Source organism: Bradyrhizobium sp. WBOS07, from assembly GCF_024585165.1.
In the GTDB taxonomy this organism is placed as follows: Bacteria; Pseudomonadota; Alphaproteobacteria; order Rhizobiales; family Xanthobacteraceae; genus Bradyrhizobium; species Bradyrhizobium japonicum_B.
Map to the genome: position 1 here is coordinate 3,820,841 of NZ_CP029008.1, position 22,292 is coordinate 3,843,132.

The window sequence follows — 22,292 nt, forward strand, 5'->3', positions numbered from 1 at the left end:
GGCCAGCTGCTCATTTTTGAATTCATAATGCGTCGGTCGGGAATGATAATGAATAACTCAGCAAGGCTGAGCCTTACTGGATCAGTCCGGGATCAGGGATGACAAACGCCTCCTCGCTCGAACGGCGCCTGCGGTCGGAGCTGACCGGCGACGTCCTGTTCGACCCCTTCAGCCGCGGCCGCTACGCCACCGACGCCTCGTTCTATCAGATCGTGCCAGCTGGCGTGGTGGCGCCCAAGACCATGGACGAGGCCCTGCGGGCGCTGGCGATTGCCCGCGACGAGGGGCTAAAGGTCACCCCGCGCGGCGGCGGCACCTCGCAATGCGGCCAGACCGTCAACGACGGGCTCGTGGTCGATCTCTCCAAGCATCTGAACCGGATCCTGTCGCACGACGTCGAGGGCCGGACCTGCGTGGTCGAGCCCGGCATCGTGCTCGACGACCTCAACCGGCAGCTCAAAAAGCACGGGCTGTGGTTTCCGGTCGACGTCTCCACCGCCTCGCGCGCCACCATCGGCGGCATGGCCGGCAACAATTCCTGCGGCGGCCGCTCCTTGCGCTACGGCACCATGCGCGACAACACGCTCTCGATGGAAGCTGCCCTCGCCGACGGCACGCTGAGCCGCTTCGGCGAAGTCTCGCGCGATCTCTCCGATGTCGATGCGGGCGACGAAGTCCGGGCGCTGTTTCGCGACATGCTCGATCTCGGCTCCCGCGAGGCCGAGGAGATCGCTGCGCGGTTTCCCAAAGTGCAACGTCGCGTCGGCGGCTACAATCTCGATGCGCTGGTGCCGCGCAACGCGCCGAACAACATGGCGCATCTCCTGGTCGGCTCGGAAGGTACCCTGGCCTTCACCACCAAGGTCGAGCTGAAGCTGTGGCCGGTGATCCGCAACAAAGCCCTCGGCGTCTGCCATTTCGGCAGCTTCTACGAGGCGATGGATGCGGCCCAGCATCTGGTCAAGCTCAAGCCGATCGCGGTCGAGCTGGTCGACCGCACCATGATCGCGCTCGGCCGCGACATCGCGATGTTCAAGCCGATCATCTCCGCGGCCATCAAGGGCGATCCGGATGCCGTGCTGGTGGTCGAGTTCGCCGAGGAGGACCAGGCGGATAACCTGATCCGCCTGAAGCAGCTCGGCGAGCTGATGGGCGATCTCGGCTTCGGCTGGAATAACGATACGCGCAAATGGGGCGGCGTGGTCGAGATCACCGAGCCGGCGCTGCAGAGCGGCATCGCCGATTTTCGCGCCGCCGGCCTCAACGTCATGATGTCGATGAAGCAGGAAGGCAAGCCGGTCTCCTTCGTCGAGGACTGCGCCGTGCCGCTGCCGCACCTCGCCGACTACACCGCGCGGCTCAACCAGGTGTTTGCCAGGCACGGTACCAGCGGCACGATGTATGCGCACGCCTCAGAGGGCTGCCTGCACGTGCGTCCCGTGCTGAACCTGAAGCTGGAGAAGGACGTGAAGGCGATGCGCGCCATCGCCGAGGAGGCGTTCGCGCTGGTGCGAGAATACAAGGGCTCGCATTCCGGCGAGCACGGCGACGGCCTGGTCCGCTCGGAATTCCACGAGACCATGTTCGGCGCGCGCCTCGTCGCCGACTTCAGGGAGGTGAAGCAGCGCTTCGATCCCGGCGGCGTCCTCAATCCGGGCAAGATCGTCGATGCGCCCAAAATGGATGACCGCTCGCTGTTTCGCTTCAAGCCCGACTATCGCGTCAGCGAGCTGAAAACAAAGCTCGACTGGTCCGCCTATCCCGGCGCCGGCGGCGGTTTCCAGGGCGCGGTCGAGATGTGCAACAACAACGGCGCCTGCCGCAAGCTGGAGGGCGGGGTGATGTGCCCGTCCTATAGGGCCACGCGCAACGAGAAGGACGTCACCCGCGGACGCGCCAACACACTGCGGCTCGCGATCTCCGGCCAGCTCGGCCCTGATGCGCTATCGTCCGACGAGATGATGGAGACGCTGAAACTCTGCGTCTCCTGCAAGGCCTGCCGCCACGAATGCCCTGTTGGTGTCGACATGGCCAAGATGAAGATCGAGGTGCTGGCGGCACGGGCAGCGAGCCACGGCCTGACGCTGCGGGATCGTCTCGTCGCGTATCTGCCGCGCTATGCCGGCCTCGCCTCGCGCTTCGCGGCGCTGGCGAACTTGCGTAATCGCAGCCCGTGGCTGCGACGAGTGTTCGAGCGCTTTGCCGGCATCAGCGCGCGCCGGGCGCTGCCCGCCTTCCGCAGCGACGTGTTCGTGCCGCCGGCCGAAAGCGTTGGCCCGCAAGCCGGCCGCGAGGTCGTGCTGTTCGCCGACACCTTCAATCGCACCTACGAGCGGGAAAACCTCGACGCCGCGCTACGCGTGCTCGTGGCCGGTGGCTATCGCGTACATCTGCCCAGGCCGGCAAGCGGCGGCCGCCCGCTCTGCTGCGGCCGCACCTTCCTCTCCGCCGGTCTCGTCGATGAAGCGAGGGCCGAGCTCGACCGGCTCGTCACCGCCTTCGCGCCCTTTGCAGCGCGCGGCGTGCCGATCGTCGGTCTCGAGCCGAGCTGCCTGTTGACGTTGCGCGACGAGCTCGCTTCGCTGCGCAAGGACAACGACGCCAAGGCGGTCGGCGCGCATGCGCTGACCTTCGAGGAATTCCTGGTGCGCGAGGCCGAAGCCGGCCGGCTGCAACTGCCGCTCGGCAGCGTCGCCGACAAGGCCGTTGTGCACGGCCATTGTCACCAAAAATCCTTTGGCGCCTTCAAGCCGGTCGAGCAGGTGCTCCGGCTCGTTCCGGGCCTCAAGGTCGAGACCATCGAGTCCAGTTGCTGCGGCATGGCCGGCGCCTTCGGTTATGGTGCCGACACCTATGATGCCTCGATCGAGATGGCCGAGCTGTCACTGCTGCCCGCCGTGCGGCGCGCCGGTGAAACGACGCTCGTCGTTGCCGACGGCACGTCCTGCCGTCATCAGATCCACGACGGCACGCAGCGCGAGGCGCTCCACGTCGCACGGGTGCTGGCGCTGAGCCTCGATCGTGCTGAGCCCAATTCTACTTCCACCACTGCAAAGGAACCCAGCCATGGCTGACCTCACGCTCGAAGTTGCACGCAAGATCCTCGACGCCGCCCTCGCGAAGGCCGGCGAGCTCAAGCTGAAGCCGCTGGTCGTGACCATCCTGGACGCGCGCGGCGTGCTCAAGCTTGCTGCCGCGCAGGACGGCACCAGCCTGATGCGCGCCGAGATCGCGCACGGCAAGGCCTATGGCGCGCTCGCCATGGGCATGGGCTCGCGTGCGCTGTTCCAACGCGCCCAGGAGCAGGCCTATTTCATCGATGCCGTGAACACAATCGCCAAGGGCGCGCTGGTGCCCGTGCCCGGCGGCGTGCTGATCATGGACGGCACGACCCTGCTCGGCGCGGTCGGCGTCTCCGGCGACACCTCGGACAACGACGAGGCCTGCGCGGTGGCGGGTATTCAAGCCGCGGGGTTGAAGGCAAATGCGGGGTAACTTGCCATTCCGGGCGCGCCACTTGGCGCGAGCCCCGGAATGACGGCGGGCTCGTCCCCCGGACGCGAGAGCGCAGGCTTCACCGCCCCGTCCAGACCGGCTTCCTTTTCTCGCTGAACGCCTTGAGGCCCTCCTTGGCGTCCTCGGTCATCGCGAGCAGCGCGATCTGGCTTTCGGTATAGGCGATGCTCTCGTCGAACGACATCGCGGCGATGGCCCGCATGGCGTACTTGCCGCGGCGGATCGCGGTCGGGGACTTGTCGACGATGCGGCCGATCAGCCAGTCGACCTTCGCATCCAGCTCGGCCGTGGGCACGACGTAGTTGAGCAGACCCGCAGCCTGCGCGGCCTTGGCATCGAACGGCTCGCCCGTGAGCGCCCATTCGTTGACGAGGCGCGGCGGCGCGATGCGCTGGAGCAGGCTCAGCACCTGCATCGGGAACACGCCGACCTTGACCTCCGGCAGGCCGAACACGACGTGATCGGCCGCGACCGCCATGTCGGTCATGCAGAGCAAGCCCATGCCGCCGGCCATGCAGACGCCGCCCACCCGCGCAATCGCCGGCTTGGTGGCGTTCTGTGACAAACGTAGCAGGTCGGCATAGTCGACATTTGGCTTGGAATGGTCCATCGCAAAAGCCGCGCCGGAATTCTGCAAATCGGCGCCGGCGCAGAACGCCTTGTCGCCCGCGCCCGTCAGCACGATGACGCGGACGTCCTTGTCGTCATGCGCGTCGCGATAGCCTTTGGTGATGCCGGCGATGACCTCACCGTTCAGCGCGTTGCGCTTCTCCGGCCGGTTGATGGTGATCCAGAATGCCTGCCCGCGCTTCTCGGTAATGATTGCTGTGGTCTCGGTCATGGTAGCTCGCTTCCGCCGCTTCGTGCCGCCATTTGCGGCAGCTCCGACGCAAGGTGCAAGCGCAAACTACGGCGCGGCCGCGCTTTAGCGCCTCGACGCAAATTTGCTCGAGATTAACGCGGAGCGCCCCTCAGGCCACGACCGCTTTCCTGATCCAGACCTTGTTGTCATGGAACGCGGCCCCGCCGATCGGCGCGACGGCCTCGGCGCCCGTCAGCATGTTGATGCCACGGCCGCCGATATGATTCTTGTTGGGATGAACGGATTCCGCAATCAGGACGCCGCGCCGCACGCCGTCGAACAAGGTTGCGATCAGCGTGGTCTCGCCGCGCGTATTGCCGAGCGTCACCGCATCGCCGTCGGCGATGTCGAGGGCGGCGGCATCCAGCGGGTGGATCATCACGCTCGCCTTGCCCTCGCGCGCCTGCGAGGACGGCGTCTCGTTGAAGGTAGTGTTGAGGAAGCTGCGCGAGGGGCTGGTCGCGAGCCGGAACGGATGGGCCTGATCGGTTTGCTCGATCACGGCCCAATGATCCGGCAATGACGGCATCTTGTCGACATCGCCCATGGTCACGCCGAATGGCGGGTGGACCCAATCGGCCTTGAAGTGGAATTTGCCGTCGGCATGGGCGAAGCCGTCGAGATAGTGCGACGTGCGGAAATCCGGTTGCAGGTCGCGCCAGAGATCGGCCTCGAGGCCGCCGATGTCGCCGTGGCCACTCAGCTTCAGCGTCGCGTCGATCAACTCGCGCGGCGTCATTTCGAAGCCTCGATGCCTGGCACCGAGCCGCGGCGCCAGCGCCTGCAGAACCCAGTGGTTGGAGCGGCATTCTCCGGGCGGATCGATCAACTTCGGCCCGACCGAGATGTGCTGGTGGCCGCCGCCGTAATAGAGGTCGTCATGCTCCATAAACATGGTCGCGGGCAGCACGATGTCGGCCATCTGGGCCGTCTCGGTCATGAACTGCTCGTGCACCACGACGAACAGATCCTCGCGCGCAAAGCCCTGCCGTACCAGCGCCTGCTCCGGCGCCACCGTCATGGGATTGGTATTCTGGATCAGCATCGCCTTGACCGGCCCCTTGCCGCGCAGGGCTTCGCCGTCGCCGGTGAGGATGCGGCCGATCTTGGACTGGTCGAGTGCGCGGATGCCAGGATCGATGGCATCGTGGCCCTCGATCATGGATTCGTTGAAGTGCCACAGCGCGTAATTGTTGAAGAAGGCACCGCCGCCTTCGTATTGCCAGGCGCCGGTCACCGCGGGAATGCAATTTGCCGCGTGCATCTGCGTGGCGCCATTGCGGCTGCGCGTGAAGCCGTAGCCGAAGCGGAAGAAGGTCCGTTTGGTCTCGCCGACTGCCTTGGCAAAGGCCTCGATCTCCGCCACCGGCACGCCTGTGATCGCGGACGCCCATTCCGGCGTGCGCGTTTTCAGATGCGCCTCGAGCTCGGCAGGGCAGTCCGTGTACTTGTCCATATAGGCGCGGTCGGCATAGCCGTCGCGGAACAGGACATGCATGACGCCGCAGGCAAAGGCGCCGTCGGTACCGGGCCGCAGGATGATCTTGATGTCGGCCTGCTTCATGGTGTCGTTGTCGTAGATGTCGACCGCCGCGATCCTCGCGCCGCGCTCTTTCCGCGCACGGGCGGCGTGCGTCATCACGTTGACCTGGGTGTTGACGGGATTGGTGCCCCAGATCACGACGAGGTCGGACAGCGCCATCTCGCGCGGATCGGCGCCGGCGATCTTGCCCGTCCCGATGGCAAAGCCGATGCGGGCAACGTTGGCGCAGATGGTCTGATAGAAGCGCGAATATTTCTTCACATGCGCGAGGCGGTTGAGACCGTCGCGCATCACCAGCCCCATCGTGCCGGCGTAGTAATAGGGCCAGATCGATTCCGCGCCGAACTCGCGCTCGGCGGCGTTGAAGCGGTGCCCGATCTCGTCCAGCGCCTCGTCCCAGGAAATCCGCGCGAATTGCCCGGAGCCCTTCGGTCCAGTGCGGCGCAGCGGGTGGATCAGCCGCTCAGGATGATGGATGCGCTCGGCGTAGCGGGCGACCTTGGCGCAGACGACGCCGGCCGTGTAAGTCTGCCGCTTCGAGCCGCGGACGCGGCCGATGCTGCGGCCCTCGACCACCTCGACATCGAGGGCGCAGGCGGAGGGGCAATCATGCGGACAGGTCGAATGGCGGATTTCGATCTTGGCGTCAATCTTGGCGTGCTGGTTCATGTCCCAGTTCGTAACACCAAAATACCGTCCAGCCGAGGGGCATTTATCCGGCAGCGCCATGCGAATTGCTCAAACCGTGTGCGCCGGCGGTTCCTGCTGCAACAGCGAAGGCGGCACGGTTGCGCCACACGGCGGCCGTGACGCGCAGGCGCAATGCCGAAACGGCCTGCGTTACTTAATGCAGCTGGGTGAGACCGGTCGGCGGACCGTCGACGGCGGTCCAGCCGCCATCGACGAACAGCGTGCTGCCGCTGACATAGCTTGCGGCATCCGAAGCGAGATAGGCAACGGCGGTCGCGACCTCGTCCGCACTGCTCCAGCGGTTGAACACGGTATGGCCGGCATAGAGATTGTAGATGTCGGGCCGCTGCTTGAACGGACCGGTGAGCGCCGTCTCGGCGATGCTGGGCGCAATGGCGTTGACGCGCACGCCGGCATGGCCGACCTCGGAGGCAAAGCCCTTCACCAGCAGACCGATCGCCGCCTTGGTCGAGCCGTAGACGCCGAGCCCCGGCTCGATGGTCACCGCGCGCACCGAGGAGCAGGCGATGATGCTGCCGCCCCTCTGCGCGACCATGATGCGGCCAAAGGCCTGGAAGAAGAAGACGGTGCCCTTGACGTTGAGGCTGAGGACGCGGTCGAGATCCTCCTCGGTGTAGTCGAGGATGGTCTTGCGGATGTTGAGGCCGGGCGTCGTCACGGCGATGTCGAGCCGCGGGAATTTCTGCATCACGACCTTGGCAAGCGCATCGACGTCCGCAGCGCTCGCGGCGTCGCAGCTGGCTGCCTCGGCCCAGCCACCCTTGTCGCGAATGCCGCCGGCGGTCGCTTCCGCCCCGTCAAGCGTGCGATCGGCACAGACAACGCGGGCCCCCAGCCCGGCCAGCGCCTCGGCCGACGATTTGCCGATACCCGAGGCGGCGCCGAGCACCACGGCCGTCTTGCCGGTGAGATCGAAAAGCTTGCGATAGTCCGTCACTGATAGCCTCTCCTGTACTGCTGCTATCCCTTGTAGCCCATCAAGAGGCGCGGCAGCCACAGCGAGAATGCGGGGACGTAGGTCACGAACATCAGAGCTGCGATCAGCGCCGCGTAGAACGGCAGGATGGTGCGCATCACCGCGCCCACCGAGATGCCGCCGATGGCGCAGCCGACGAACTGCGTCGTTCCGACCGGCGGCGTGTTCAGCCCCAGCGCGCAATTGATCAGCATCAGCATGCCGAACTGCACCGGATCCATGCCCGCCTTCATCGCGATCGGCAGGAAGATCGGGGTGCAGATCAGGATGGTCGCGGCCATGTCCATGAAGGTGCCGAGCACGAACAGAATGACGTTGATGAGCAGGAAGATCATCCAGGGCTGCGACGAGATCTTGCTCATCATTTCGCCGGCGAGGTCGGCCACCTCGTAAAGCCCCATCAGATATTGGAACATGGTGGAGACGCCGATCAAGAGCAGCACCACGCCCGTCGTCTTCACGGCCTTGGCGGCCGCGCGCAGGAAATTGCCCCAGGTCATGGTGCGGTAGATGAAGAACGTCAGCAGCATCGTGTATGTGACCGCGATGGCCGCGGATTCCGTTGCCGTGAAGACGCCGGACAGGATGCCCGCCAGGATGATGCCGACGATCAGAAGGCCCGGCAGCGCGGCTGCCAACGAGCGGAACACCTCGGCCCAACCCGGAAACTTGCCGGCCGGATAACCGCGCTTCACCGCAACCGCGTAGGCAGCGACCAGCATGCAGACCATCAGCACGAGCGCCGGCAGCAGGCCGGCCGCGATCAGCGCACCGATCGAGACCTTGCCGCCGGCGGCGAGCGCATAGATGATCATGTTGTGGCTGGTCGGCATCAAGGCGCCGACCAGCGAAGCGTGCGTGGTGACGTTGACGGCGTAGTCGGTGTCGAACCCCTCCTTCTTCATCATCGGGATCATCACCGCGCCCATCGCCGAGACGTCGGCCACGGGCGAGCCGGAGACGCCGCCGAACAGGGTGCAGGCGACCACGTTCGACATGCCGAGGCCGCCGCGGATGTGTCCGACCAGATTCTTGGCGAGTTGGACGATCTTGTCGGCGACGCCACCGTGCAGCATCAGCTCACCGCTGAACACGAAGAAGGGAATCGCGAGGAACGAGAAGATGTTCATCCCCGACATCATCTGCTGGAAGATGACGGCGACGGGCAGGCCTTCGTATAGGATGGTGCAGATCGCGGAGAGGCCGATCGCGAAGGCAACCGGCACGCCGAGGATCAGGAAGCCGAAAAAGGTGGCGCCGAGGATGATCAGTTCCATGAGGGGACGACCTCTTCGCGGCGCAGGAGAGCAATGATGTGCTCGATGGAAAAGGAGACGATCAGGAGACCGGAGGCGATCAGCGGCACGTAGCGGATCACCTCGGGAAGGCCGAGATTGGGGATCTTCACGGTGCCGACGGACGCCCCGAGGATCCAACCATTATAGGCCATGGCGACGCCGAACGCGGCGACCAGCACGTGGATCACGATCTCGATCTTCTCTCGCGCGTGGTCGGGCAGCATCACCAGCAGGCTGTCCATGCCGATATGTCCGGCATCGCGCACGCCGACGGCGGCGCCGATCAGCGTGACATAGAGGATCAGCACGAGCGCGAGGTTCTCTGTCCAGGTCGGACTGGAGTTGAGCACGTAACGTCCGAATACCTGGTAGAAGACGATGGCGACGATGACGAGCAGTCCGGTCACCGACAGATACATGCCCGCGCGCGCAATGGGTGCGTTGATCCGCGACAGCACGCCGTTGGACCGGCGCCCGGAGACCGCGTCATGCTCGTGATCTGCGACGTGTGGGTCTGTCATCCCGCGTCTCCCTGCGAGGGCCCGGGTCACCTCGCGGCGACGCCGGGCCCGCGCCGCTGGTTCTACTTCGTGCCCTGGATGCGCTTGACGAGGCTCTGCAGCTTCTCGTCGCCGGCGAACTTCTGATAGACCGGCTTCATCGCATCGACGAATTCCGTCTTGTTGGCGATCGTGACGACCTGAACGCCAGCCGCCTCGACCGTCTTGCGGGACGCCTGCTCACGCTCGTCCCACAGCTTGCGCATCACGGGCACCGATTCCTTGGCCGCCTTGCGGATCGTCGCCTGATCCTCCTTGCTCAGCGTGTCCCAGACCTTTTTCGACATCACGAGGACTTCGGGCGCGAGGGAGTGCTCGGTGATGTTGTAGAATTTGGCCGCCTCGAAATGGCGCGAGGACTCGTAGGACGGCCAGTTGTTCTCGGCCGCATCCACCAGGCCGGTCTTCAGCGCGGTGTAGACCTCGCCATACGGCATTGGCGTCGGGTTGGCGCCGAGGCTCTGGATCATGCCGACCCAGAGATCGGACTGCTGGACGCGGATCTTCAGGCCCTTGAGGTCGGCGAGCGACTTGACGGGTGCCTTGACGGTGTAGATGGACCGGGCGCCGCTGTCGTAATAGGCGAGACCGATCAGGCCCGCAGGCTCCATGGCGGCCAGGATCTCGTCGCCGATCGGCCCATCGAGCACGGTGCGCATGTGCTGCGTGTCGCGGAATACGAAGGGCAGGCACAGGGCGATGGTCTCGGGCACGAAGTTGTTGAGCGGCGATGCGTTGATGCGCATCATGTCGAGTGCGCCGATCTTGAGCTGCTCGATGGTGTCCTTCTCGGAGCCCAGGGCTCCATTGGGAAACACCTTCACACCAAGCTTGCCGCCGCTCGCCGCCGCGAGCTGCTTGCCCATGAACTTGACCGCCTCGACGGTCGGATAATCGGCGGGGTGGACGTCGGCCGAACGGAAATCGCGTGCGGACGCCAGGGGCGCTGAGACCGCCAGTGCAACGGCTGTGATGATACCGGTGAGTGTCTTCATCTGGGCTTTCCTCCTGGTTTGATTATGTCGTGGTCCGGCGGATGCTGCGGGCCGCCTTGGGTCGCTCCACCTCAAGCATGAAGTCAAGCGCCAATGTCGTCCGTAGGGCGGGCGGCATTCCCTGTCCAAGCCAAATCCGGCATCGATCGATGCAACACTTGCATCGATCGATTTCTGGCGCAATTCGCATTGCGGTGGGGTCGGGCGGGCGGCCAGCCGCCCGGCACGCGACTTGACGCCAGCAATCGAGGCCCCTCAAGATGACCGGCACAGCGGACCATCTCGAAGGAATGCCCAATGCCGCGGAAGCTGATCGATATCTCGGTGCCGCTCAGAAACGACGTGACGGCCGATCCGCCGGGCAACCATCCGGCCATTCAGTATATCGACCACCAGCAGGGCCTGCCGCGGATGCTGCAATTCTTCGACGGCCTCAAGGCCCAGGATCTGCCTGACGGACAGGGCTGGGCCGTCGAGCAGATCTCGTTGTCGACCCACAACGGCACGCATCTCGACGCGCCCTGGCACTTCCATCCGACCATGAACCGCGGCGAACGGTCATGGACAATCGACGAGGTCCCACTGGAATGGTGCTTTCAGCCGGGCGTGAAGCTCGACTTCCGGCATCTGCCCGACGGCTACGTGGCGAGCGCCGACGACGTCGAGAAGGAGCTGAAACGCATCGGGCACACCTTGTCTCCGCTGGAGATCGTGGTGGTCAACACCAGCGCCGGCCCAAAGTTCGGCACGGCCGAATACGTCAATTCCGGCTGCGGCATGGGCTATGAAGCCACCATGTACCTGCTCGAGCGCGGCGTGCGGCTGACCGGCACCGACGGCTGGAGCTGGGACGCGCCGTTCGTCTATACCGCGAAGAAATATGCCGAGACGCGCGACGCCGGCCTGATCTGGGAGGGCCACAAGGCGGGACGGCATATCGGCTATTGCCATCTCGAGAAGCTGCACAACCTCGAGCAATTGCCTTCGACCGGATTCACGGTCTCATGCTTTCCGGTCAAGATCGAACGCGCCTCGGCGGGGTGGACCCGCGCCGTCGCCATCATCGACACTTAGGCGGACGCCATCACTCGCCGTCGAGGCCGCTCTCGGCGAGTTCGCGCAGCGCATCCGTATCCAGCACGACGATGGCGCCGTGCTCGAGGCGAACCCAGTTGCGGCCGGCCCAGGCGCGCAACTGCTTGTTGATGCTCTCGCGCGTCATCCCCACCATCTCGCTGATCTCCTGCTGCGTGATGGCGAGCGTGCCGCTGCCGGAGTCGAACTTGCGCTCCTCGGTGAGACCGAGCAGCGCGCTCGCGAGCCGGCCCGGCAGATTCTGCAGGATCACCTGCTCGACCTGCTGGCTGGTCCAGCGCAGGCGTGCGCAGAGCAGCTCGATGAATTTCATCGCCAGCGCCGGCTGGCTCTTCACGAACGGCAAGAAGTCCCGGCGGTCGATGATGTAGAGCTCGCAATTGGTGTTGGCGGTCGCATCGGCCGATCTCGGCGCGCCGTCGAGCACCGCGATCTCGCCGAAGATTTCCCCGGGACCAATCAGGTTGAGAATCGCATTACGGCCGTCCGGCGAGGAGGAGGAGATCTTCACCGTCCCCGAGATCACCGCGAACAGATTGTTGCCGGGATCGCCCTTGGCGGCGATCGTCGCGCCGCGCTTCACGGTGGTGTGCTTGGCGTAGCGACAGAGCTGATCGAGCGCTTCCGGCTCCAGATCCGCGAAGATCGGGTGCTTGCGCAGGACCGATAGCTTGTTGCCCGCCGACTGTCGGGGATCGCCGGTCTTGTCCTGAGGCACGCCGCGGCTCCTAAGACTGCGAGGCACTGAGGTTCCTGCGTAGTCAACGTTATCAGGCTTTTCAACCGGAAAGCACACGCGAGGTTTGAGACAAATGAGGCGAAAAGGCCGCGATCGACGCGAAAGCCCGCATCCGAAGGCTGCACCAGGGCATTCGAATCGATGCAGAGTTGCGGGCGACGCAAGGCCGCGATGCGTCGAGAGGCCGGCGAACAGCCAAGCCGGCCGGACGAGCGTCAGCCTGTTGGCAGGTCTGAGCGGACTACGATCTCGGGAGCTTCAGCGCTTGGAATCCGGGTCGAGCCGGATGGAATGGGTTTGCCGATCGGCCCAAGCCAGGACAGCGGCAAATACGACGAAGATGGCGACGACGACAACGGTCACCAGCAACGCGTCAGCGGGCATTGTTCCCTCCCCCCATGATTTGCCGCATTGTTTTGCTGCAGCGGGACGGCGTCATTGATCGAGATCAAAAACGTGGGGGGGCGTCGGAAGGTCAGGCCGCGGCCAGTGCCTCGGCGCGCGCGGGATCGAGCAGGCTTATGCCGCCGTGAATAATCTCGATCACGCCGTGACGCTCCAGCTTGGTGAAGGTGCGACTGACGGTTTCGATGGTCAGGCCGAGATAGTCGGCGATGTCCTGGCGGCTCATCGGCAGTGGAACCGTGTCGGATAGGCCCTTGTTCGCGACCAGCCGTTCACGCCAGCCGAGCAGGAAGGTCGCTACCTTCTCGTCGGCCGAACGACGGCCCAGCAGCACCATATGATCGCGCGCCTGGCTCAACTCGCGAATGGCCAGCTCGTTGATCCGCTTGAGCAGAAGCGGCCGGTCTTCGATGAAACGGCTGAACGGAGCTTTGGCGAACTGGCAGACGGTCACGACACCGATCGCATCGGCCGAAAAATTGTGCCGGCCGGAAAGGTTCATCCCCAGGAAATCGCCAGGCAAGGCGAAACCGACGATCTGCCGCCGTCCGTCGGGCAGCAGCTTGTACAGCCGCATTACGCCCTCGAGGACGTTGTAGAACGAGGTTGTGATGTCCTCTTCGGAGAAAACGGTCTCGCCCGACTCGAAATGAACGCGGCGTCCGAGATGCTCGAACTCCCTGAGCTCGATCGCATTCAGCGACGAACAAACAGCCGCACCGCGTACGGCACAATCGTTGCAAAAATGTCCGTTCGGCTCAATCATGACCACGGAAGGCTTCATCCACCGCTCCCCACGCCGACTGCACCCCGCCCCCAGGCCGAGTCCACCGCGCGACTGGATTTTACTGCACTGCGCCAAAGCCAATTGACTCAGATCAAATTTGAATGGCATCCCCGTTTTATTCTGCTCTAGAGTTCGACGGGATCATTCGTCCATGCTGCAAGGCGCTCTACGTCACAGCCTGATTGGGCTGCTTCTGATTACGCCTGCCCTGGCCGCACCGACCGCCGAACAGCGTGGCAAGGCCTTTGCAAGGGCCAATTGCGCGCGCTGCCATGCCATTGACCGCGCCTCCCGCAGCCCGCTCGAGGGCGCACCCCCGCTGCGCATCCTGCATCAGCGTTACCCCATCGAGACCCTGGGCGAGGCGCTGGCCGAGGGAATCAACACCGGTCACGCCGACATGCCGGCCTTCGAGCTCAATCCAGACCAGATCCACGACCTTCTGTCCTACCTGAAAACCCTGGAATAACGGGCGTCATACCGCCTGCACGGTCCAGCCGATCAGCTCCTTGGCGATGCGGGCAAAGGCCGCGTCGAAGGCGGCGACTGAAGCGGCGGGCTCGACCTTGTCGAGCTTTTCGCTGGTCTCGACCAGACGCGAGGCAACCACCTTGCCGTTCTTGTCGACGATCCGCGCCGACAGTCCGATCTCCACCCTCGCCTCGCCCTCCGTGGCGATCCGAAAGCGCCGGATGTCGATCAGGAGCTGGTAATCCGCCTGACCGAGGTCGCTCGTGCGCAATGGGGCATGGGCGATGTCGTAATTCTCGAAGCTGTCGATCAGGCGTGCCTGCACCAACTTCGGAATGCTGTCGGCCCAGAGGAAGTCGGCAAAGCCCGGCCTGTCGCCGACGGGCGCGAACAGCATGCGCTGGGTCTGCAGCATTGCGACCGCGCTCGGCTCGGGGATGGCCAGAGACGCCGAGAGCGTCTTGCCGGCAGGCCCGAGGTTCTGCGGAATGTGCAGGTCGTAGGTGACCTTCTGCGCGGGAGCGCCGCCGCCGGTCATCTTCTCCAGGCCGGCCAGAATGCCATCGACCTTTCCGGTGTTGCGCGCGAGCCCATCGGAGAACGTCTTGAAGTTCGCGATGGTATCCTTCAGCGGGCCGGAATTGTCCTGAAGCACCGTATCGACCCGCCGCAACGCATCACGCGCCGCCTGCGTCATGCTCTGACCAGCACCGGCCTCGGCGATCAGGGTCACGGGCTCGCCGGATTTGGCGACGATCATGCCGCCCTCCAACGTCACCACCGGCACGCCGGTCAGACCCTGGAATTCGAGACCGACCCTGGTATCGGAGCGGACCGGCGTGGCGGTCGCAACCGAAATCGTGGCATTGACGAAGCGAGGATTGTCCGGCGCGAGCCCGAGTTGGGTCACCTCGCCAACGCGGATGCCGTTGAACAGCACGCCGGCTCCGACCAGGAGGCCTGGCACCGGCCCCTGGAATTGCACATGGTAGTTCGTGCGCGGCCCAATGCCGCCGGTGTTGTTCAGCCAATAGACGAAGCCGAACACCGCGAGGATCGCGGCCAGCACGAAACTGCCGATCAGCACGTAGGGAGCGCGGGTTTCCATGTCTCATCTCATCTCGTGTTGCAGCATCTGCGAGCGCTTGCCGTGGAAATAAGCGCGCACCCAGGGATGCTCGGATTGCAGCAATTCCCGCATCGGGCCGATCGCCACGATCTTGCCGTCGGCGAGCGCGGCAACGCGGTCGCAGACGGTGGTCAGACTTGCAAGATCGTGGGTCACCATGAACACGGTGAGCCCAAGCGTCTTTTGCAGCGTCTTGATCAGCGCATCGAAATCGCCGGCGGCGATCGGATCGAGGCCGGAGGTCGGCTCGTCCAGGAACAGGATCGGCGGATCGAGCGCGAGCGCGCGGGCCAGCGCCACGCGCTTGGTCATGCCGCCGGACAGCTCCGCCGGATATTTGTCGGCGTCCTGGGGACGCAGGCCAACCATTTCGAGCTTGGCGATCGCGATCTCGTCCATCAGCTCCTGCGACAGGACCAGATTTTCGCGCAAGGGAAACTGGACGTTCTGGCGGACCGTCAGCGAGGAGAACAGCGCCCCCTGCTGGAACAGGATGCCCCATGTCGTGGCTGCGCCTCGACCGTGCCCCCCGGTCGGTTGTCCCATCACGTCGATGGTCCCGCCGCGGCGCGGGATCAGGCCGATGATCGTCCGCATCAGGACCGACTTGCCGCCACCGGACGCCCCGACAAGCCCAAGGATCTCGCCGCGGCGGACGTCGAGCGACAGATGGTCGAGCACCGTCTGGCGGCCGAAGCCGACCACGAGATCACGGACGCGGATCGCGAACTGGTCTTGCGATGCGTCCATCGTCACATTCCGATCGAGGCAAAGAAGACCGCAAACAGACCGTCGAGCACGATCACCAGGAAGATCGATTTCACCACCGACGTCGTGGTCTGTCGCCCGAGCGACTCGGCGCTGCCCTTGACCCGCAGTCCCTCGCTGCAGGCCACGATCCCGATCACCAGCGCCATGAACGGCGCCTTCAGGATGCCCACCTCGAAATGCGTGACGGAGATGGCCTCGTGCAGCCGCGCGATGTAGATCGCCGGTCCCATATCGCCATAGAATTGTGCGACGAGGCCACCGCCATAGAGCGCGGCAATCGATCCAATGAAAGTGAGAATGGGCAAGGCAATGACCAGGGCCGCAACGCGCGGCAGGATCAGGACGTCGACGGGATCGAGCCCCATGGTCGAGAGCGCGTCGATCTCCTCGCGCATCTTCATCGAGCCGAGCTCGGCGGTGTAGGCGCTTCCCGACCGGCCGGCGACCATGATGGCGACGATCAGCACGCCGAGCTCGCGCAGCACCAGGATGCCGACCATGTCGACGGTGTAGGACTCCGCGCCGAACCGGCGGAAATGGAAGAAACCCTGCTGCGCGATGATGGCACCGATCAGGAAGGTGATCAGCGCGACGATGGGAATCGCCTGCCACCCGATGCGGTAGAGCTGATAGACCAGCGAGGTCAGCCGCAGCGAGCCCGGCCGGCGCAGCACGCCGACTATAGCCATGAACAAGGCACCGAGCATCTGGAGGAAGATCGTGATGTCCTCGCGCGATCCGACCGTCGACTTGCCGAGATCGCCAAGCCTCGACAGCACCGGGTTGGGCGCAGCCGTGGGTGCCGGTGTGTGCCGGTTGACCTGGCGCACCTCATCCATCAGCCCGCTGAAATGATCGGCGACGCCGACGAACTGGGCCGACCTTCCGGATGATGCGGCCCTGCGCGACAGCTTCTCCAAGACCCAGGCGCCGAGCGTGTCGAGCGCACTGACGCCCGACATGTCCAGGGTGACGGCGCGCGAGCGATCGACGTCGGCTCCGACCGACCGGGACAATGTCTCGAGCGTTACCACATTCGCGGCGGTCCAGGGCCCTTCGGGGCGCAGGTTCAGCACGTCGCCGGACGGCGTCGCGAGCAACAGCGGTTCGTGGTTCACGCTTCCACCTCGTCGGGACAATCGGTCCCCATTCAGACGGCATTTCTAGGCCAGCATATGGCGGCCGGCTTGACCTGTCTCAAGAGCGAACTGCAGTGCCGATTGACCCAAATCAAGCATGATCGGGCACGCGGGCCCTAGGCTTGCGTCCGTTCAATGGGGATATCGGGTTCATGTTCGACCGTGACAGGATGAGCGAAGAGTTGCACACGCTGAAGGTTGATGTGACGCGCTTGCTGAGCACCGCCGGCGAAGAGATGTTCGAGAGTTCGAAGGATCGCGCCGAGGCGCTCGCCGATCAGATCAGGGCTGCGCTCACCGAGCTCGGCGAGACCGTCGAGGAAGAGCACGAGCAGCTTCAGGGCCTTATTGCAGACCGTCCTGTCGCATCGCTCGCCTCAGCCTTCGCGCTCGGCGTGGTTGTCGGCTTCATGCTGAGGAGACACTAGGTGAATACCGAGAACGTGGTCAAACACCTGCGCGTGCTGTGGCGCACCGACCGGATCATCGCGGACATCAGGCTGCGTCACCTGCTGATCGGCCTCGGCCTGCGCGCCTTCGCGGCACTGATTGCGGCGTTCGGGCTCCTGATGCTGGAGCTGGCGGCCTATTTCGCGCTGGTCCAGATCTGGAGCGCGATTGCCGCGGCGGCTATCCTCGGTGCCGTCAATTTCGCCATCGCGGCTGCCATCTTCGTCATCGCCGGCCGGCCTCCGTCCGGCCGTGACATCGAGCTCGCCGGCGAAATCCACGACGCCTCCATCGAAGCCCTCCAGCTCGAGGCGCGCGCGCTCCAGGCCCAGGTGTCGGGCGCGGTGCATCATCCGCTCAGCACGATCGTGCCGGTGCTGGTGCCGCTGATGGCGATCATCGTGAAGAATTTGCGGTCGACCGCCAGAACATCGGCCAAGACATCTACCGCCGCAGGTTCGGCCGAAGCGTCCTCCTGAGCTGGCGTTCAGAGCTTCAACTTGACGTCGCAGATGTCGGGTTCGGCCGGATCCGGCTTGACCTCGAAACCCAGGTTTCGGCACATTTCGAGCATCACGATGTTCTCCTGGAGCACGTCGCCCGAGATGACTTTCAGTCCTTCCGACTTGGCGTAGTCGATGATGAGCTGCATGAGGGCCCAGCCGAGCCCCCTGCCCTTCAGGTCGGACCGCAGCAGGATCGCGTACTCACCGTTCTCGTAGACCGAATCCGAATGGAGCCGGACCACGCCGACCATCTCACCGGTGGCCTCGTCGAATGCAATGAAGGCCATCGCACGCGCATAGTCGAGCTGGGTCAGGCGCGCGATGAACTCGTGGGTAAACTCCTTCATCGGCGCGAAGAAACGCAGGCGCAGGTCGTGCGGCGTGACGTGGCGCAGGAATTCGTGGATGGTCGGCTCGTCCTCCGGGCGCATGGGCCGCACGAAGATGCGCCAATCATCCTTGAGCTTGAGGCGGCGCTCCCATTGCGACGGATAGGCCCGAACGGCGAAATTGGCCGGGCCGGAGCCGACGAACTTCCGCTGCGGCGGACCGACCGCGACGCGGGCATCCACCGCAGTCACGCCGGTTTCGTCCGCCAGCAACGGGTTGATGTCGAATTCCCGGATCTCGGGAATGTCGGCGGCCATCTGCGCCAGCTTGACCAGTACCATGGCGACAGCGTCCTGCTTGACCGCCGGCACATCGCGATAGGCCTTCAGCAGCCGCGACACGCGCGTGCGGTCGATCAAATCGCGGGCGAGCTGCAAATCGAGCGGTGGCAGCGCAAGCGCCTTGTCGTTGATGATTTCCACCGCCGTGCCGCCACGGCCGAATACGACGACAGTTCCGAAAGTGGGATCGTCGGCGAGGCCCAGGATCAGCTCGCGTGCCTTTGCCTTGACGACCATGGCCTGGACGATGACGCCGCCGATGCGGGCTTCCGGGCGCAGCTTTTTTGCACGGGCCATAATGCCGGTGGCCGCGCCCCGGACTGCTTCGGGCGTGGTCAGATTGAGCACGACGCCGCCGACATCGGATTTGTGGAGGATGTCTCGCGACATGATCTTCAGCACGACGGTGTCGCCCTGTGCGAAGATATCGTTCGCATAGCCCACCGCCTGCTCGACATCGGCTGCCGCATAGGTCGGCACCATCGCGATGTCATAAGCTTCGAGCAGATTCTTGATCTCGACCGGCTCCAGCCATTGCCGGCCATCCGCGATCGCGGCGGTGACGATCTGCCGGGCCCCTCGAGCGTCCGGAACGAACGTGTCGGGCATCGCGGGGGGAACCTGGCTCAGCTCCTCCACCACTTCGCGGTGCCGGACCAGATGCATGAAGCCGCGCACGGCGTCGTCCTCGGTCGGATAGTTCGGCACACCCGCGCTTGAAAGCGCCTGAATGATGTGCTGATCGGCGCCGACCCAGGCCGCCAATACGGGCTTCGCCCAGTTGCGGTGCTCCTTCCGGTATTTGCCGACGAGCTCCGTCACGGTCTGAGCGATCTCGGCCGCCGAGGCGATCGCAGTTTGCACGTTGAGAACCAGAACGGCGTCATTGTCGCGATCGGCTAGAAGCAGCTCCAACGCCGCCGCATAGCGCGCGGCATCGGCGTCGCCCACGATGTCGACGGGATTTGCACCGGACCAGGTCGGCGGCAACGCAGCATCCAGCTTCCTGCGCGTCTCCGCCGAGATGGTCGCCGGAATTCCACCGAGTTCGACCAGTCGATCGACGGCGAGCACACCGATGCCGCCGCCATTGGTCAGGATGGCGAGGCGCTTTCCGGCTGGCGATTCGACGCGGCCGAGTGTCTCGGCACAATCGAACAGCTCACGCAGGTCGGAGACCCGCAGGACGCCCGCGCGGCGGAACGCCGCGTCGTAGACGGCGTCGGCGCCGGCGAGCGCGCCGGTATGCGTGGCAGCCGCCTTCGCGCCCTGCGCCATGCGGCCGGACTTCACCACGACGACGGGCTTCACGCGCGCGGCGGCGCGCGCAGCCGACATGAACTTGCGCGCGTCCTTGATGGACTCGATGTAGAGCAGGATCGCGCGCGTCTTGTGGTCCATCGCGAAATAGTCAAGCAGATCGGCAATGTCGACATCGATCTGATCGCCGATCGAGACGATGCCGGAGAAGCCGACGCCGCGTTGCGCGGCCCAATCGACCATGCCGGCGGCAATCGCGCCCGATTGCGAGATCAGCGCGAGGCTACCCGCCCCCGGCATATGCGCAGCAAAGCTGGCATTCAGGCTGACTCCGGGCATCATGATGCCGAGACAGTTAGGTCCGATCAGCCGCATACCGTACTTGCGGGCTGCGGTGATGGCAGCCTCGTGCAGGGATCCCGGTCCGTGGCCGAGCCCGGCCGAGACGATCAAGGCGCCCGCCGAGCCGCGACGGCCGGCCTGGTCGATAATGCCGGGAATCTCACGCGCAGGCGCGGTGACGATGACGAGCTCGGGCACGAAATCGAGAGCGTCCAGACTCTTGACCGCGGCGATGCCGCTGATTTCGGCATGGCGTGGATTGACGAGGCCAAATCGCCCCTTGAATTCGGCCTTGCGAATGTTCTCGAGAACGGCGCGTCCCACCGAGACCGGACGGGCGCTTGCGCCGACGAGCGCAACTGAACGCGGCGCCAAGAGATTATTCAGACGATAAGTTGACATGAAAGCAAATGCACCCGCTCGGCGACGGTTCGATGTTGAGGATCAGGCTGGACGAATGGCGAGCCTAGCGCGAGATCATAACCCAGCATGGTGGCTCGCCAATGACGGTCGTTGTCACACCGCCCCAGACGATCTCATTCAAGGGCGAATGATGATAGGCGCCCATCACGATGGCGTCCATGCCGGGGGAATTCGCCCAATTTCGCAAGACCTTGCCGATCGAGCTGCCGCGGCTCTTCGCCGCCTCGAACGAGACATGGACATCGTGTTCCCTCAGATGATCGACCAGAGCGGTTCCGGCTTGCACGATCGCGTCGGTCTTCTCATCCGCCACGGTCACCACGCGAACAGAGGCCGCCGTCTGCAGGACCGGCAACGCGTCGCCGACCGCACCTGCCGCATACGCGGAGTGATCCCAGGCGATCATGACGTTCTCGAGTTCTGGGCTCGCGCGGCTGGCCGGCAAGCGGCAGAAACACGTCCTTGATGGGCATCGGGATTCTCCTTGGCGCTACGATAGGCCGGCGCTCGTTGAGACGCTTGATCCTCGTCAAGCCAAGAAAACTCTGTCCGGAGCCGGCGTTGACCGGCGTCAAGGACTGGCCCATCGGCTATTCTATGGATAGTTCAGTCGGAGCGGTTCGCCCCGGAGAAGCTCATGCGCGCGATGGTATTGCCGGCCCCGCGAACGCGGCTCCAGCTGGAGCAGCGGCCCGACCCGATACCCGGCGAGGGTCAGCTCCGCGTGAAGATCAGCGCCTGCGGGGTCTGCCGGACCGATCTTCATCTCGTCGATGCCGAACTGCCCGATATTCGCTATCCGATCGTACCCGGTCACGAGATCGTCGGCCGGGTCGATCTCGTGGGCCCAAATGTCGCAACGCATGCGCCCGGCGACCGCGTCGGCATTCCCTGGCTCGGCTTCACCTGCGGAAACTGTCGATTCTGCCGGAACGGCATGGAAAACCTGTGTGACGCACCGCTGTTCACCGGCTACACGCGCGATGGCGGCTACGCGACCCACGCCGTCGCCGACGCCCGCTACGCTTTCCCGCTCGGTGAGGCCGGCAACGACGTAGAGATTGCGCCTCTGCTCTGCGCCGGGCTGATCGGCTGGCGCTCGCTGGTACTGGCCGGCCCTGCCGAACGGCTCGGCCTCTACGGTTTTGGCGCGGCCGGCCACATCATTGCGCAGGTCGCGCACTGGCAGGGACGATCGGTCCATGCATTCACGCGACGCGGCGATGCTGCCGCGCAAGATCTCGCCCGTCGTCTCGGTGCCGTCTGGGCGGGAGCATCAGACGAGCTGCCAGACGAGCCGCTCGACGCCGCCATCATCTACGCACCGTCAGGCGAGCTTGTGCCGGCTGCGCTGCGTGCGGTCCGCAAAGGCGGGCGCGTCGTATGCGCCGGCATCCACATGACCGACATTCCAAGTTTCCCCTATGATCTACTCTGGCAGGAGCGGCAGCTGGTCTCCGTCGCCAACCTGACCCGGCAGGATGGCATCGATTTCCTCAAGATCGCTCCGCAAGCGGGCGTGCGCACCGAAACGACGGCATATCCGCTCGAGCAGGCCAACGAAGTTCTGGCCATGCTGCGGGCCGGTCAGATTCTCGGCGCGGCCGTGCTGACGCCCTGATGGTGCTCGGATGTCCATTTCC

General features: G+C 64.8%; 20 protein-coding genes and 1 pseudogene. 7 read left to right on the forward strand and 14 right to left on the reverse strand.

The features are described from left to right. Nucleotides 1-98 precede the first annotated feature (98 nt). Both DCM79_RS18250 and DCM79_RS18255 read left to right on the forward strand, forming a co-directional pair. Nucleotides 99-3,074 (forward strand): FAD-binding and (Fe-S)-binding domain-containing protein, encoded by a 2,976-nt coding sequence (locus DCM79_RS18250; RefSeq protein WP_257175678.1) that lies wholly within the window; start codon nucleotides 99-101, stop codon nucleotides 3,072-3,074. After that, nucleotides 3,067-3,495 carry a heme-binding protein gene (locus DCM79_RS18255; RefSeq protein WP_257175679.1) on the forward strand — a complete coding sequence of 143 codons (429 nt, stop codon included), beginning with the start codon at nucleotides 3,067-3,069 and terminating at the stop codon, nucleotides 3,493-3,495. The genes DCM79_RS18250 and DCM79_RS18255 overlap by 8 nt, the downstream gene beginning before the upstream one ends. A gap of 79 nt (nucleotides 3,496-3,574) precedes the next feature. On the opposite strand, the gene DCM79_RS18260 is transcribed toward DCM79_RS18255, so the two are convergent. From DCM79_RS18260 to DCM79_RS18285, 6 genes are all read right to left on the reverse strand, one after another. Then, a complete protein-coding gene (locus tag DCM79_RS18260; protein WP_257175680.1) occupies nucleotides 3,575-4,357 on the reverse strand; it encodes an enoyl-CoA hydratase/isomerase family protein in 783 nt (260 codons plus the stop codon). Between the two features lie 130 nt (nucleotides 4,358-4,487). Next, nucleotides 4,488-6,590 (reverse strand): molybdopterin oxidoreductase family protein, encoded by a 2,103-nt coding sequence (locus tag DCM79_RS18265; protein WP_257175681.1) that lies wholly within the window; start codon nucleotides 6,588-6,590, stop codon nucleotides 4,488-4,490. Between the two features lie 175 nt (nucleotides 6,591-6,765). Then, nucleotides 6,766-7,569: an SDR family NAD(P)-dependent oxidoreductase gene (locus DCM79_RS18270; protein ID WP_257175682.1), complete on the reverse strand. Its 804-nt coding sequence runs from the start codon at nucleotides 7,567-7,569 to the stop codon at nucleotides 6,766-6,768. Between the two features lie 23 nt (nucleotides 7,570-7,592). After that, nucleotides 7,593-8,885 carry a TRAP transporter large permease gene (locus tag DCM79_RS18275; RefSeq protein ID WP_257175683.1) on the reverse strand — a complete coding sequence of 431 codons (1,293 nt, stop codon included), beginning with the start codon at nucleotides 8,883-8,885 and terminating at the stop codon, nucleotides 7,593-7,595. Continuing rightward, entirely contained in the window at nucleotides 8,876-9,427 is a 552-nt protein-coding gene (locus DCM79_RS18280; protein ID WP_257175684.1) for a TRAP transporter small permease, read from the reverse strand. The genes DCM79_RS18275 and DCM79_RS18280 overlap by 10 nt, the downstream gene beginning before the upstream one ends. Before the next feature lie 62 nt (nucleotides 9,428-9,489). After that, complete coding sequence (locus tag DCM79_RS18285) at nucleotides 9,490-10,461, reverse strand: TRAP transporter substrate-binding protein (protein WP_257175685.1); 972 nt, start codon at nucleotides 10,459-10,461, stop codon at nucleotides 9,490-9,492. Nucleotides 10,462-10,758: 297 nt separating this feature from the next. On the opposite strand from DCM79_RS18285, the gene DCM79_RS18290 reads away from it, so the two are divergent. Next, nucleotides 10,759-11,535, forward strand: a complete 777-nt coding sequence (locus DCM79_RS18290; RefSeq protein ID WP_257175686.1) for a cyclase family protein — start codon at nucleotides 10,759-10,761, stop codon at nucleotides 11,533-11,535. Between the two features lie 10 nt (nucleotides 11,536-11,545). On the opposite strand, the gene DCM79_RS18295 is transcribed toward DCM79_RS18290, so the two are convergent. From DCM79_RS18295 to DCM79_RS18305, 3 genes are all read right to left on the reverse strand, one after another. Then, a complete protein-coding gene (locus tag DCM79_RS18295; protein ID WP_028137643.1) occupies nucleotides 11,546-12,274 on the reverse strand; it encodes a Crp/Fnr family transcriptional regulator in 729 nt (242 codons plus the stop codon). A gap of 279 nt (nucleotides 12,275-12,553) precedes the next feature. Next, the gene (locus tag DCM79_RS18300) at nucleotides 12,554-12,679 is read right to left on the reverse strand and encodes a hypothetical protein (protein WP_257175687.1); all 126 of its coding nucleotides are present in this window, start codon (nucleotides 12,677-12,679) and stop codon (nucleotides 12,554-12,556) included. A 91-nt stretch (nucleotides 12,680-12,770) separates the two neighbouring features. After that, nucleotides 12,771-13,484, reverse strand: a complete 714-nt coding sequence (locus tag DCM79_RS18305; RefSeq protein ID WP_257175688.1) for a helix-turn-helix domain-containing protein — start codon at nucleotides 13,482-13,484, stop codon at nucleotides 12,771-12,773. A gap of 154 nt (nucleotides 13,485-13,638) precedes the next feature. Between DCM79_RS18305 and DCM79_RS18310 the strand changes: the two genes are divergently transcribed. Next, nucleotides 13,639-13,956: a cytochrome c gene (locus DCM79_RS18310; protein ID WP_257175689.1), complete on the forward strand. Its 318-nt coding sequence runs from the start codon at nucleotides 13,639-13,641 to the stop codon at nucleotides 13,954-13,956. A 6-nt stretch (nucleotides 13,957-13,962) separates the two neighbouring features. Here DCM79_RS18310 and DCM79_RS18315 read toward each other — a convergent pair whose 3' ends face one another. Genes DCM79_RS18315 through DCM79_RS18325 form a run of 3 tightly spaced genes read right to left on the reverse strand, consistent with a single transcriptional unit; the run spans nucleotide 13,963 to nucleotide 16,976 of the window. Then, a complete protein-coding gene (locus tag DCM79_RS18315; protein WP_257175690.1) occupies nucleotides 13,963-15,066 on the reverse strand; it encodes an ABC-type transport auxiliary lipoprotein family protein in 1,104 nt (367 codons plus the stop codon). Between the two features lie 3 nt (nucleotides 15,067-15,069). Next, nucleotides 15,070-15,837, reverse strand: coding sequence for an ABC transporter ATP-binding protein (locus DCM79_RS18320; RefSeq protein WP_028137647.1), 768 nt, complete (start codon nucleotides 15,835-15,837; stop codon nucleotides 15,070-15,072). 2 nt (nucleotides 15,838-15,839) lie between these two features. Further along, nucleotides 15,840-16,976, reverse strand: a complete 1,137-nt coding sequence (locus DCM79_RS18325; protein ID WP_257175691.1) for an ABC transporter permease — start codon at nucleotides 16,974-16,976, stop codon at nucleotides 15,840-15,842. Between the two features lie 173 nt (nucleotides 16,977-17,149). Here DCM79_RS18325 and DCM79_RS18330 point away from each other — a divergent pair, with 173 nt between their 5' ends. Both DCM79_RS18330 and DCM79_RS18335 read left to right on the forward strand, forming a co-directional pair. Then, a complete protein-coding gene (locus tag DCM79_RS18330) occupies nucleotides 17,150-17,425 on the forward strand; it encodes a hypothetical protein (RefSeq protein WP_257175692.1) in 276 nt (91 codons plus the stop codon). Continuing rightward, a complete protein-coding gene (locus DCM79_RS18335; RefSeq protein ID WP_257175693.1) occupies nucleotides 17,426-17,926 on the forward strand; it encodes a phage holin family protein in 501 nt (166 codons plus the stop codon). It begins immediately after the preceding gene. An 8-nt stretch (nucleotides 17,927-17,934) separates the two neighbouring features. Here DCM79_RS18335 and DCM79_RS18340 read toward each other — a convergent pair whose 3' ends face one another. Together DCM79_RS18340 and DCM79_RS18345 are read right to left on the reverse strand one after the other, a co-directional pair. After that, nucleotides 17,935-20,628, reverse strand: a complete 2,694-nt coding sequence (locus tag DCM79_RS18340; RefSeq protein ID WP_257175694.1) for a bifunctional acetate--CoA ligase family protein/GNAT family N-acetyltransferase — start codon at nucleotides 20,626-20,628, stop codon at nucleotides 17,935-17,937. Nucleotides 20,629-20,692: 64 nt separating this feature from the next. Continuing rightward, nucleotides 20,693-21,073 (reverse strand): annotated as a pseudogene (locus DCM79_RS18345) (universal stress protein); the annotation flags it as partial. Between the two features lie 213 nt (nucleotides 21,074-21,286). Between DCM79_RS18345 and DCM79_RS18350 the strand changes: the two are divergent. Then, a complete protein-coding gene (locus tag DCM79_RS18350; protein WP_257175695.1) occupies nucleotides 21,287-22,270 on the forward strand; it encodes a zinc-dependent alcohol dehydrogenase family protein in 984 nt (327 codons plus the stop codon). Nucleotides 22,271-22,292: the final 22 nt, after the last annotated feature.